This window comes from Paenibacillus sp. D2_2 (genome assembly GCF_031199965.1).
GTDB lineage: Bacteria > Bacillota > Bacilli > Paenibacillales > Paenibacillaceae > Fontibacillus.
On sequence record NZ_CP133605.1, the window covers coordinates 3,452,639 to 3,465,270 of the forward strand.

A 12,632-nucleotide genomic window follows, 5' to 3' on the forward strand; every position below is an offset into this window, starting at 1 on the left:
GGCTTCTCTCGTTTAAACTTCATTTTTTCAAGTTTATACTTCTGTCTTATCCTGTGTACTCTCCAATAACCGAGCAACCTTTCTCATGATTCTAGATACCCTCATTTGACTGACGTCTTCAATGTCGGCGGTCTGTGTCTGGTTAAAGCCTTGCAGTCTTCGTTCGAGAACGTTTAATTCCTTCTCGCTAAGTTTCCGTTTCACTGATTCAATCACAGCGTCAACGTAAATCTTGTCAATCACACCATCCTCTATCCCTTCTCCACTGTCGATGACATCCAGGAGAGTGATCACTTGGGACTGCTGAACATCGGTGCCGACAGGTTCATCGAGATACTTTACCCCCTTACCTACTTGTAAGGCTTTGGTAATCTTTTCTTCATCCTCGTCAAGCATGATGGCTATGTCCGGGATGGACGGCAGATACCCCACCTCGTATTCGAGTCGGTTGATTTTGTTAATCAATTCATTCGCCGTTCGGGTCGGACGGATGATACTAGCGCTGTCTCTGAGGAAGCATCTTATCTCTCTTACAATGGCAGTTACAGCGAACGAGCTGAATTTCACGCCCCGCCCTGTATCGAAAGCCTTGACCGCCTTAATGAATCCCATCCTGCCTAGCTGAAGAATATCGTCCTTCTCAACACAGTGATTCTTGACAATCACCTCTGGCTTCCCGATATACTTATGTACCGAGTGCCAAATCAGATTCTCGTTGGCCAACAGACATTCTCCAAGGAACCTTTCGTCTGTTTTACATCGCTCTATATTTACTATTACATCCATGGAGTAGTAGTCCTTGGATACAGCTAAATTTGCACTAATATGCTCAGGAAAATTGTCCATCTGCATCCTCCTTGGCGTATTTTGGGTATAAAAATAGCAGGAGTCCGTTGATTACAACAACCCCCGCCACCTGCTTTGAAGGTTTTACTTCTTGCCCTGGATGCGGTCTTTCAGCGGCTTAGTCATCTTAGCAACCACGGTCTTGGTAGCCCGGATAACCATATCCTCACCAGTCTGTGGGTTCTTCGCGTTCTTCTCCTTACGCTTGCGATTGAAGAAGTTGAAGAAGTTAGCCAGTTTGACATCTTTACCAGCTCCAAGCTTATCGATTACCATATCCAGTATGATGTCAATACGCCGTTCCGCTTCCACTTTCGTAATTTCCTCCTTATCAGCCAGCTCAGCTACAAGGTCTTTCTTGTATATAACTTCGTTTGGACTTGCCATGGGGTAAAATCCTCCTCAGAGTGTTGAATAGAATGAAGCCTTTTAACCGTAGGTTATGGCAATATCGTGAAAGCCTAACGGTCTTGTCTAGCTTCCTCAAGCATCCGAGCCATCTTGTCATAGTGCTTTTTCACACTGTTGTAATACCAGGAGCGGGCCTTCCCTTTATCCACGTTGCCCTCGCCTTGATTGTAGGCAATAGTTGCGGTCCGAAGATTGCCATCATACCTGTCTAGCAAATAGCTCAGGTACTTGATGGAAGTCTTGATGTTTGTCTTAGGATCGCTTAATTGACTACGGCTAACACCGAAGTCCTTCGCCGTGCTCGGAAGTATTTGAAGCAGTCCAACTGCACCTGAAGATGATTCTACCGTGTTTTGGAATCGACTCTCCTGCCACATCATAGCCATGATCCAGAGTGTATCTATTTCAACATCTTTGGTAGAGGTGTCAACCCACCCGATGTACTGTAGTATCTTCTTTCTACTAATACGTCTCTCATTATGATCCTCAATGTACTTCTCCATCACGTCAGCAATCAGGTCGTGAGTTATTGAAGGAATTATGTCCGAATCAACAACCTTTTTCTTCCCCTCTTCCGCGTGTTTCACCACCAACTGCCCATCTTTTACTGTCTCAACTAAGCTCGACTGAACCTTGCAAGGAAACAATTCCGCTTGCTTGAATTGATAATCCGACTCGATGACCGTTGTACTTGCCACAGGCTCATTCTCTGTTCCCTTAGGGAGCGTAAGACCTCCGCACACCACTACGGATGCAATTGCCGCCGTAGATACGACTGCGATTCTTTTACGAGCGTCCAAGGTATGCTATCACCTCCTGTGGTTTTATTGTTATATCCCCAACCAGGGGTACTGACACCCATATACTGCGCTTCGATATGTGTTTCGAAGTGTTATGAATCTCGTTAGGGAGTTGCACTACCTAACCCTGCCACTTCGTAGAGTTCCTTCATATATAAGGGAAGGAATACAGCTTGGCAGAGCTTATCACCGTCACGGATGATCGTGGACTCGTTGCTATCGTTCTTGAACTCAGCTGACCACTCATCCTCATCTTTGTGGAACATGGAGTCAATCACACCGACACCATTAGTCAGCTTCACTTTCCATTTGCGATGTGTAGAGTAGCATTGAAACAATAGTCCCACAGCTTCAATCGGAATCTCCGTGGCAACATTCAATGGAATAACTGCCACAGCCCCAGGTTCGAGGTGCACAGGTTCACTTAGTCGTGCAAACAAGTCGTATCCTGCATGATGTGGATTCCCCTTATTGAAACCTTGGCGGCTAGTATCCATACGCATGTAAGGAATGAAACCATGAACCTGTGTCGTTGCCTTTCCTTGCTTACCACAATTCTCACAGCCCATCTTTTTCACCTACCTGATATGCCATCAAGACTACATACACGACCTGCTTGTTCAAGTCATCCCAGTGGCTTGACATCTCCATACTGATGACAAACGAATCAGGGTTTGAGTCCCGCCAATAACCCATCTTCTCATCCAACTCACCTATAGAGGTGGTGGTAAATGTCTTCGTAACGATTTCACAAGCATATCTCTTTAAGTTCATTACTTGTCACCGTCAAGGAGTTCAAGCTCCGGAGCTTCAGGGAGTATCATCTCAGAAGTGTCCTCAGATTCCTTGTGCTCCTCAACCAAGGCTAAGAATTCTTCCTCTGTTACTTCATTGATCTCAAGATCATTCACTGTGGTGAGAATGTAGCCCATTCCATCGGTCAGATGAACGTTGAAGTACGTCTGAGGGGTTTCTAAGAAAGAACCGTCTTCATAGTTGAAGCCAATAACCGCTTTCTCGAAGCCCGCTACCTTACCTGCGAACCATACATTGACCATAGTGGTCGCACCCGTAGGTGTGCTCACCTCATGCATGTTCGTGGGAGTGTGAACAAACTTACCGATTAAGCTTGTTACAATCTCCTCTGTTAGGGCTTGTTCTTTTGCTTTGATTACATGTGGCATCTAGTCATTCCTCCAGATTTGTTTTAGAGCGCTGGCTCTCTCAATTTCTCTATACGACTTGGTTTAGCCTGAGTTAAGAGTACCTGCTCAAATATTTCAGGAAGTCGAGAAACCTTAGACCGTTCGGGACGATGATTGATCTAATTGCGCTTTATAAATGCAGAAAAGCACCCTGAGGGTGCTTTTTTTTAGATGAAGTTTCTTCACTAGCTCTGCTTCGAGAGCTTGTAGCTAGCCATCAAGTGCTCAACCACGAAGTCAAGCTCCGGGAATCTCTGGGATACCATCTCCTCTAGTAACGGTGATAACGCTCGTAACCCTACTGCTATTATTGGTGTTCTATTAATATATGCAGTATGGAGAATGACCACCTCATCTATGGATAGGTTATCATCAGTAGCATTGAAGACTACGACATCTGATTGTGCAATGGCTTGCTCTACCATCAGCATGTACTCTCGATTACTCATTCCAGTAGCTGTAGCAGGGTCATGGTGTGCCCAAGCAATAGAATGGTAAGTCGATAGGGCTTCCAGGGAGAATCCCATAATAACGGCACTAATCATTGGTAACTACCGCCCTTATATTCCTTACCGCAGAATTCACAGACTTAAACATTCACACGCTCCATTCTCTCTATGACCTGTTGTTTGATCGAGCTTTCGACTGCTTCGATGATTTTGCCGCTATTCTCCGAAACAATCTTCTGCGTGACACAGAGGTATATTTTTTGTTTTGCCTTGCTCATCCTGTATTTGAGACAGTATCCCAATGACAATGCGATAGCATTCGCTATCCCCGCCACTACGATACCGTATGCTATTGACTCCATATAACTACCCCCTGATTGTGTTTTGAACGAGTTCTTAGATCAGGTTGTAGAGCTTACTACTGTTCGCCTGAACATCCTGTTCTATGGCTTCCTTTACCTTTACGATACTGTTCCTGTTATCCTCACCGTTTACATCGGCTCAGGAATGGATGACATTTCTTATGCGGCATTGGTTATCGAGATTATAAAACACCAGGAGGATGAGGAAGGTGAGTGTTTATGGCAGTTTCTTCTTAGAAACGGGCTTAGCCCCCGGATGTTGAGAACTCCGTGCGATATTCACGAGCCTTCTCTTTACGCGCTTCATAGACTCTTGCAGGTGGTGAAATTTCCTGAAGCTCTACCAACTTGCGGAACTGACGTGTAATGGTTTCAGCTGGTGTCGCATTGCGTATATCCGACATATCTTTCACGCTATCGTATAGAACCCAATAAGTTGTTACAAGCTCATTGTAATTCTCCTTCACTTCAGGGAAGGTTCTTAACATTTCCACGATGTTCTTTCGAATGTTGAAAGACTGACTCACTTTCGGCCGCTCTTTCATTTCTCATTCCTCCTCGTTGTTCTTTAATCGCCTTACACTTTCTCTATACGATTGAAGATTCTAGCTGTTAAGAGAGCCTACGATACAGAGTTTTGAATCTTAACTCCTGTCTTTTTCACTCATACTCCACTTCTGAGTCGGTACATGTCATATCCTCTTCATCCAAGAACATCGAAAGATCATCCTCTGACATTTTTTGACCCCACTTCTTGCCTACCTCGATGTCGGACCTCAATCCACAATCAAGAGATAGTGCATTACACATGATATCTGCAATTCTCCTTAGATTATCCATACCAATGTTCTCAGGCACATCGAAGATGATCTCGTCATGTACCCACATCACAATCTTCGCATCCAGTTCCTCAAGAAGAGGTTGGAGCTTGATCGAAGCAATCTTAACCATATCTGCCGAAGAGCCTTGGATGACCGCATTAATTCCCATCCGATGACCGCGACCAATGAGCCATTTTTGTCCTGACTGCATCTCCTTGTAGACTCTCCGCTTACGTCCAAGCATTGTCTCGGAAAAATGAACTTCGTTTATCATCTTGCGTTGCTTAGCCATCCACTTCAGAACGCCAGGGTATGCATCGAAGTAACCCTTGATATACTCAATTGCTTCTGCCTCGGTGATCTCCAAGGTTTCTGCCAAGCCTTTCTCTGACATTCCATAGATGATTCCGAAATTGACAACCTTCGCATCTTTACGATACTTCTCGTACCTAATGCCAAGCTCGGTATCTTTGCGTATAGAGTCAGGGTTTTTAGTTCTGATTTTCCCCTCATTAAATAGTTTGTGAATATATTCAGCATCAGAAAGCCTTTCCTCTACGAGGTTACCGTCTGGATCGAGGAATAAGTCCTTTGAACCACGGCAGTACTCGAAATCTTCGTAGGTGACCTGATTGTCCTTTCGATCCCATATCCCTACAGCAGTCATACTGTGAACATCCAATCCATCTCGATAAATCTTCAACAAGGTTTCGTCTTGCGATACATGGGCAAGTACCCGAAGTTCTTGTTGCGAGAAGTCGATTGAAGCAAGTAATCGTCCTTCATCAGATATAAAGGCGTTCCTAATAAGGCCTCCCACCTTCGATGGAATCTGCTGAAGATTCGGAGCGTTACAACTCATGCGTCCCGTTTTGGTCCCTACAGGATTGAATGAAGTATGCACCCGACCATTAGCAAGACTCTTAGGGAGCTTGTCAGCAAACGCTGTGGTTAGCTTTACTTTCTCGCGGAACTCAAGCAGGAGCCCTACAACCTTGTGGGCCTTCTTCAGTTTCTTGAGCGTTTTCTTATCAGTACTCATAGGCTTGTCCCTGTTAATCTTAGGAAGCCCCAATTTGATGTATAAGGCTTCCGAAAGCTGTACAGAGGAATTAAGATTGATCTCTCCTGTGTAAGCCCATATCTTCTGTCTCAGAAGTTCTAGCTCGTTGTGCAAATCCTTGGCTATTTTCTCGACTAGATACTCGCAGTCAAGAAGCACCCCTGCTTGCTCCGCCTTCCATACAATGTCGAGGAACGGCATCTCTATTTTAAAGAAAAGATTGAACAGCTTCTTGAGGTTCCCACGATTCAACGCCCGCCCCTGGAACTCAGCCATCCGATAGGTTAGTTCTGTATCCTTAATGGCGTAATATCCCGCTAAGCATCCCGTTTGAGTGTAAGGGTCGAGCTTGATAGGGATATTGTCGAATGTGATTTTACTGAATAATGTGGAGAACTTATCTGCATCAACTTTCAGGTAGTACGATGCCATATCCTTGAGGGATTTAGACTGATTCTCATCAAGAATCGCTTGCCCGATCATGGTGTCGAACCACGGCATAAGTCGAATCTGCATCCAATTCCATAGAACGTGCATATCGAATTTCGCATTATGAAGTAGGAACTTAATTCTTCTATCCTCGAAGATCGGACGAAGCATATCAGCTACAAATTCCCGCGGCAAACAAGTTTCTTCGGTGTGTTTTAACGGGAGGTAATAACCTCGGTGAGGTGCATAAACACTAATGCCTACGATCTCATCAACGAAAGGATTGACTCCCATAGTCTCTGTATCTACCGCGATAACACTTTGGAAACGTAACCACCTACACATGTCGCCCAGTTCATCAGCTGTCCAAACTATGTGATAGTAGTCAGGTAAGACTGTGTTATTAGCCAAATCTATAATCTGCTGTTCTTTCTTGGTAATCTTCTTAGCGACTGATTTCTCCGTCAAGTCCGCTCTTGTCCGAGTCCTCTTTTGCTCAGTCTGGGCTTCTCGGATCTCAAAAAGGTCTGTAACCTCAATGGCTCCTGTCTCCTCGAGAGCTTTAGTCTTGAGGCGTGTTCTCTTACGCTTAGGGTCTTCCAACACTTCAAGACTCACTTAACGTCACCTCCTGCTTGCTCTATACGAGGTGGTTTAACTAAAGTTAAGGAGAAAACAAAAAAAGCACTCCACTAGGGAGTACTTCTATGCCAATTAGAACGGGAAGTCATCAGTGTTCTTGGAACTACCGCTTTGATTGCCGCTATTAGCTGCGTCACCGCTAGGAGCGTCAGTCACCTTATCCATACCGCTCATCAGATTCATGATACTATTACGAGTCAACGTTTGATACTCAATCAGAGCTTCGATATCCAGACGTTCAACCTTCTCAGTGAACGCCTGAGGGGCACGAGCGAAAAACTGGTATGCAGTATTCATTTTTTCACCTCGACGAGCTATCTTGAAGTCGCGCTTCGTCAGATCACCGTACTCCTCAATCAGACCGAGTAACTGAATACCCATGGTCTTAGATGCTTTGAGGATTTTTACCTTCTTGTCCGTGTAATCAAAAACTTCCAGATAAGACTTGAACGAAGGTTTCAAGCCACTACCTTGTAACGGATCTTCCGATTTAAGAAGTGCTGTAATGGTGTGCCATTGACTATTGATTTCCATAGTGTACTCCCATACAGAAATGATCTCCTCAGCTGGAGTCAAGATACGAACGACAGCCGACTCGTTAGGCTTAATCTTTAGCATAGTAATAGAGTTTTTCGCCGCATCACGAATTGCTCCGAGACCTTTTTGAAATGCCATATTTATTCACCTTATCCTTTTCGATTTGTAGTGGTGGGCTGTTGCCCCTCACTTTCTTTATACGAGTTGATAAGGGGAGAGTTAAGTGAGAGAATCAGTATTATATAACACGAGAATTCCTAAAAAATACAATGTCGAGAGACTACCCTCTCGGAGCTACAATTTTATATAAGATGAGCTTCATATTTCTCACGGATTCCCTTCCACAGTTGAGATACACGAGCTTTTGAAACTCCCAGGATATCTGCGATCTCCACAAATTCGTATCCTGTAGAGCGAAGTTTAAAGATTTTCTTCTCGCGGTCGTTCAGCTCCATGTTCTCCATGATATCGGTTACAAACTCAAAATTCTCGTAAGCATAACCTTCATGACCTAGAGCAATACCTACTCCGTTTCCAGTCTCGTCATCAATATCAAGGTCAGTAGATATAACCTGGATAGCGTTGACTACATTCAAGTTCTTTTCTGTCATGCACTTGCGGTACATATCCTTAATCTTGTTGTCTATCAGGTGATCTACAAACGTGGACATCCTAGCTTTCGTAACATCGTACTGATCAAGAGATCTGTACAATTTAATCAAGACCTCCTGGGTTACGTCCTCTTTTTCCATTCCCGCAAAAGTTTTACCCCTTAACTTTTGACGGCACTTCTCTTCAGCCTTACTCAGAAAGGCATCCACATCACCAATAGCGAACAGTTCATCAAAACCCATAGACATTGTAGTAGACATTTATAATTTCCCCCGAATTATTTTAGTTTTTAGTAGTTTTGATTTCTTCAATGTCTAGGATCCCTGCAATGCGTATCATCGACTCATACTCATGGTAAGGAATGACCTTAATGGAACCTAGCATATTGAGCTTTAGTAGATCGTTTGAGTCTTTGTACTTCTGTTCTTCAATGTCAGTTATACCGTATTGCTGATTGGGGTAAAGTACCACGTTTACCCTTATTGCCGAGTGTGTGGAGATTAGCTCGTAAGCCTTTATCGAACACTCAACCCCCGCCTTATCATTATCGAAGAACAGATTAACAGTCTTTATACCCGCCCGCATCAGCTCTCGAATCTGATCTATGAACAATATCCGTCCAAGTATCGCACCGGCAGGTAACCGTCCTTCGTAACAAGCCATTGTGTCAGTTTCAGATTCATTCAGATATATTTCGGTTATGTGGTTTGGAGCTTGTAGGATATAATATAGACCGTACACAATATCCTTTTTATCGATCCCCTTCTCATTTAAGAAGCCTTTATGTGAGACAAAACGCTTTTTGATGAATCTGACCAGTCCGTTACTTGTACGAACAGGAAAAGTAATTGCCTGGGTTGCTTCATCGTATCCTACTTCATATTTTCTAATGGTGTGCTCAGAGAACCCACGTCCATATATGTATGAGTGCCGTTTCTTAGTGTATCTAAGGACTACTTCCTCAGATAATGAACGAACACGGTCTTTCTTATTCCCACCGTCTAAGATGCTTTCTATATCTATCGGTTTTCTCTCACTTGAGGAGACCACAAGGTAATTCTTGATAATGAACTGCATCCCAAGTAATTCATTAGTAAGTCCAACTGCTATCTTCACCAGGTCTACAAGACTCCCTCCCGCTCCACAACCAAAACAATTCCAACGGTAAGGGTAATTTCTTTCGATTCCGCACGAGGGGTTGTTCTCTTCATGTGAAGGGCAGCAGAACATGATGTTCGCTCCTTTGTTCGTGACCTTAGAAAACGCAGTGATATTGTATCGTGAAATATCTCGTTCAAGCCAGTAAGCTCTAAGATCATCTAGGACTTCTTCAATCTCTAGCTGATAGGAAGATAGTAAAGAGTTTTCCAAATGTTGTTCTCCTTCACTATGCTCTATAAATAGAATACCAATAACGAACGTATGTTCGCAATATTTAGTTATCACCTCTATGCAAATAATTTCAGTCTAAATCGTTAAGACTGCTCTCATTTGCTCTATACGACTAGGAAAAAGCAAAGTTAAGGGCTTATTAAAAAATAATTAAAGCATTATCTATTTGGTTAACGGTAACCGTATTTCTTGACGGGTTTACATACAGTTGAGAAACAAAAAAGACCAACACAGAACTCCCCTGGGTATAAGCCCAGGATGGTAGTAATGTGTCGGTCTTGGTCAGACTTTTCACTTTCATCCCAATTACCGATATGGTCTTCAGTTTCCCAACAGAACGGCTTCTTCAAGATAGGAATTCTATTAGATCGCCGCTATGGAAAAGTATATAGGAAAGATGTGGGATATGTCAATGCCTTTAGTACCATCTACCAATTTTTTCTATAGTTCGTAAGTCATATCTTTGATTATAGAATAGTATGAATGCGCTTCGTAGATAGTTTCGGTGCATTATTGCAAGTGAATCTTCTCGGTTTTTAGCAGTATTTCAATATCCTTGTTCAGCTTGAAAATAGTAACTTGCTCTGAGAAGTCTGAACTGAAAAAGGTAGTTACTATTTCTTCAATCTTTAAACCCATATTCATATTTGCGAACACTGGATTGAAATCCTCAATCATTGCATCACTTAGTTTCTGCTTATATTCATCAAATACGGTACTCAGGTGAGCTTTCATATGTTCAAGCATGAAGAATTCAGAGGTCGAAAACTTTGCAATATACTTGAGAATAACAAAATTGTTCATCACGGAGACCCTAGTATCAACCGGTCCCTTCTCAGTGAAATCTTTCCTAAGTCTCGACGCAATCTTTGCTAACTCTCTCTCAAAATCCTTGCTGTCAATATCCCCCCCTCCCTTCATTAAACCACCTTCCCGACAAGTTTCAATCTAATCTATTTAATCAGAACTGCCACATTGTGGCAAGTTGTAATAAGAAGCATTAAATATCTACTGTACTTTATTTATAATAAAAAGGAGAAAAATACCTTCTAGAATTTGTTTTGCTTCTGAGGGCAAACTTTAAGGATTTGATGAGATTTCTTACCGTTCAACTCCAGCCATGAAGCACATTTACTCTCAAGATACCATTTGCAGTCGCGGCAGATATGTTGAACTACGTTTTGACATCTCATCGGTACGACATCCTGATTCTTAGCGGGGACTTTCCCCTCGCTAAGAATTAGGATTTTGTGACACTTACCGAAATAGTCACACCCGTTACAAGCTACATTAATTTTGTTATCCATTAGGAGCCTCGGTCTTGAGGACACTAAAGGCTACGAGCTTCAGAAGAACTTCTGCATCGTACTCTTGCTCGATAAGATCAAATGCTTCCTCCGTTGCCCCACAATGTCCTTATCAGACACGAATTCAGTCGTTACGATTTCATCCTTCGTCAGGGCGTATGTCAGTCTGTACCGCATTGATACCCTCCTCTTGTGCTGTAAGCTCAACACCTCGAACTTCTGCTAGATCAATAATGTGAGATACGGAATTAACGTCTTCCAACGCGACCGCTTTCCCTTCGTTCTTATGCTTAACAAATAACCTGCTGTACTCTTGTCTAACCTCATCAGCAGTAAGAGGGATTTCACGGACTACCTTGTTTGAGTCCTTCTCCTTTTGCTGAAGTCTCGGGTTTGTTTCGACCCAAGTTACGGTCTTCTTTTTGCCATTTCCCTTAAAGTAGAAATGAGCCGTTAGCTGTACATCCATGGTCTTACCTCCTCAGTTATTAATTGGCCCCCTAACTCCTCTATACGATGAGGCGAGCTAAGAGTTAAGGACTAGAACACCATTTCTTCTTGGGACGTTTCTTCCCAGATGCCTGTATCAAGATCAGCACGCATGAAGACATCCTCCCCTTCTTACCGCCCCGATTCTTCTTCAGCGACAGCTTGAATATATCGTCAATCTTGCGAAGGGTGATAACTCTAGTTGCCTTCTGTGCAGGGTTATCCGATTCTTGAATTTGGTGAAGCTCAGGGACAGCGTTTGGGTCTTTCTTCTGATCTTTTGCAGAATCACGACCTGCTTGAGCCAACATGATTGTAGGCGTCCTGGTGCTAAGGTTCACATCACGAATACTATTCGTCACGTTGATGATGCGGCGTCGTATATCCCGCTCTCCCGTCCCGTCTGAAAGGTCATACAATTGGTCGATTACAATCAAGCCAGGACGCTCAGATTCAATGATTGCTTTAATATCCATTGCCGTGAATGGTTTACCACGGTTGGAATCCTGCGACAGAATGATCATTCGTTGGTCTTTGCTCATCAGCTCAGTGGTGTACTCCCGGTACAACTCGATGTCTGACAAACGCCCCTCGTTCAGAGCACGGTTACTGAAGTGCGCTCTAAAGGTATCCATCCGATAGGCGACCTCAAGCTCTGGCATCTCCGTGCTGAGGTAAATAATAGGGTCATTGATGTTCGCCTTCACAAAAGACTGCCATGCAGCATAAGCGAAAAACTCGCCTACCCACGACTTACCCTCGTTCGTTCGACCTGCAAGAAGAACCAAATCATCATTTTTCCAACCACCAGTAAGGTCGTTCAAACTCTTGATACCTGTGGTTATTCCCGATAAGCCAATTTGACCATGCTTCTCCATGTACTTCTTGTAGCGATCCTCCGCATGTTTCGTCCACTCATACTGCCCGACCTTCCCTGTAAACTTCTTCAATAGAACATCGATATCGTTTCGCATCTTCCACATGGCTTCGAGCGTCTTCCCCTCATTCGTCATATTTGCGGTCTCAATAAGTGCAGGACGGTAATCCATGTATGCTCGCTGTTCACGCAAGACGTTCACACAGTACTCAACTGGGTCTAAGTCCTTCAGAACTCGAAAGTCCTCGAACTCCACAGCCACCGTTTCCAGGGTAGGCAAGTACCCATTCATATCGTTTTGGAAGCCATCAATCCACAGGACTACATCCTGAAGTGCTATGAAGTAGCTGCTGTCAATTCCATGCTTTCGCATCAGGTAGGGTCTTTACT

17 protein-coding genes are annotated in these 12,632 nt (G+C 43.6%); all 17 read right to left on the minus strand.

Annotated elements, in window-relative coordinates:
* Window positions 1-33: 33 nt before the first annotated feature.
* The gene (locus tag RE628_RS17510) at window positions 34-846 is read right to left on the minus strand and encodes a sigma-70 family RNA polymerase sigma factor (protein WP_309154243.1); all 813 of its coding nucleotides are present in this window, start codon (window positions 844-846) and stop codon (window positions 34-36) included.
* An 84-nt stretch (window positions 847-930) separates the two neighbouring features.
* On the minus strand, window positions 931-1,233 hold the full coding sequence (locus RE628_RS17515) for an HU family DNA-binding protein (RefSeq protein WP_309154244.1): 303 nt from the start codon (window positions 1,231-1,233) through the stop codon (window positions 931-933).
* 74 nt (window positions 1,234-1,307) lie between these two features.
* On the minus strand, window positions 1,308-2,057 hold the full coding sequence (locus tag RE628_RS17520) for a lytic transglycosylase domain-containing protein (protein WP_309154245.1): 750 nt from the start codon (window positions 2,055-2,057) through the stop codon (window positions 1,308-1,310).
* 104 nt (window positions 2,058-2,161) lie between these two features.
* Window positions 2,162-2,626, minus strand: a complete 465-nt coding sequence (locus RE628_RS17525; RefSeq protein WP_309154246.1) for a hypothetical protein — start codon at window positions 2,624-2,626, stop codon at window positions 2,162-2,164.
* A complete protein-coding gene (locus tag RE628_RS17530) occupies window positions 2,616-2,831 on the minus strand; it encodes a hypothetical protein (RefSeq protein WP_309154247.1) in 216 nt (71 codons plus the stop codon). Before RE628_RS17530 ends, RE628_RS17525 begins: the two co-directional genes overlap by 11 nt.
* Window positions 2,831-3,241 (minus strand): hypothetical protein, encoded by a 411-nt coding sequence (locus RE628_RS17535; RefSeq protein WP_309154249.1) that lies wholly within the window; start codon window positions 3,239-3,241, stop codon window positions 2,831-2,833. The genes RE628_RS17530 and RE628_RS17535 overlap by 1 nt, the downstream gene beginning before the upstream one ends.
* Before the next feature lie 206 nt (window positions 3,242-3,447).
* On the minus strand, window positions 3,448-3,807 hold the full coding sequence (locus RE628_RS17540; protein WP_309154250.1) for a hypothetical protein: 360 nt from the start codon (window positions 3,805-3,807) through the stop codon (window positions 3,448-3,450).
* A 44-nt stretch (window positions 3,808-3,851) separates the two neighbouring features.
* On the minus strand, window positions 3,852-4,073 hold the full coding sequence (locus tag RE628_RS17545) for a hypothetical protein (RefSeq protein ID WP_309154251.1): 222 nt from the start codon (window positions 4,071-4,073) through the stop codon (window positions 3,852-3,854).
* Between the two features lie 245 nt (window positions 4,074-4,318).
* Window positions 4,319-4,618, minus strand: coding sequence for a hypothetical protein (locus RE628_RS17550; protein WP_309154252.1), 300 nt, complete (start codon window positions 4,616-4,618; stop codon window positions 4,319-4,321).
* 115 nt (window positions 4,619-4,733) lie between these two features.
* Window positions 4,734-7,004, minus strand: coding sequence for a DNA polymerase (locus RE628_RS17555; protein ID WP_309154253.1), 2,271 nt, complete (start codon window positions 7,002-7,004; stop codon window positions 4,734-4,736).
* Window positions 7,005-7,100: 96 nt separating this feature from the next.
* Window positions 7,101-7,703 (minus strand): hypothetical protein, encoded by a 603-nt coding sequence (locus RE628_RS17560; protein ID WP_309154255.1) that lies wholly within the window; start codon window positions 7,701-7,703, stop codon window positions 7,101-7,103.
* Window positions 7,704-7,867: 164 nt separating this feature from the next.
* Entirely contained in the window at window positions 7,868-8,437 is a 570-nt protein-coding gene (locus tag RE628_RS17565) for a sigma-70 family RNA polymerase sigma factor (RefSeq protein WP_309154256.1), read from the minus strand.
* 22 nt (window positions 8,438-8,459) lie between these two features.
* Window positions 8,460-9,548, minus strand: coding sequence for a CHC2 zinc finger domain-containing protein (locus RE628_RS17570; protein ID WP_309154257.1), 1,089 nt, complete (start codon window positions 9,546-9,548; stop codon window positions 8,460-8,462).
* A 531-nt stretch (window positions 9,549-10,079) separates the two neighbouring features.
* Entirely contained in the window at window positions 10,080-10,490 is a 411-nt protein-coding gene (locus tag RE628_RS17575) for a Na-translocating system protein MpsC family protein (RefSeq protein WP_309154258.1), read from the minus strand.
* A 425-nt stretch (window positions 10,491-10,915) separates the two neighbouring features.
* Window positions 10,916-11,053 carry a hypothetical protein gene (locus RE628_RS17580; RefSeq protein ID WP_309154259.1) on the minus strand — a complete coding sequence of 46 codons (138 nt, stop codon included), beginning with the start codon at window positions 11,051-11,053 and terminating at the stop codon, window positions 10,916-10,918.
* A complete protein-coding gene (locus RE628_RS17585; RefSeq protein WP_309154260.1) occupies window positions 11,016-11,345 on the minus strand; it encodes a hypothetical protein in 330 nt (109 codons plus the stop codon). Before RE628_RS17585 ends, RE628_RS17580 begins: the two co-directional genes overlap by 38 nt.
* Window positions 11,346-11,409: 64 nt before the next feature.
* A complete protein-coding gene (locus tag RE628_RS17590; RefSeq protein ID WP_309154261.1) occupies window positions 11,410-12,615 on the minus strand; it encodes a DnaB-like helicase C-terminal domain-containing protein in 1,206 nt (401 codons plus the stop codon).
* Between the last annotated feature and the right edge of the window lie 17 nt (window positions 12,616-12,632).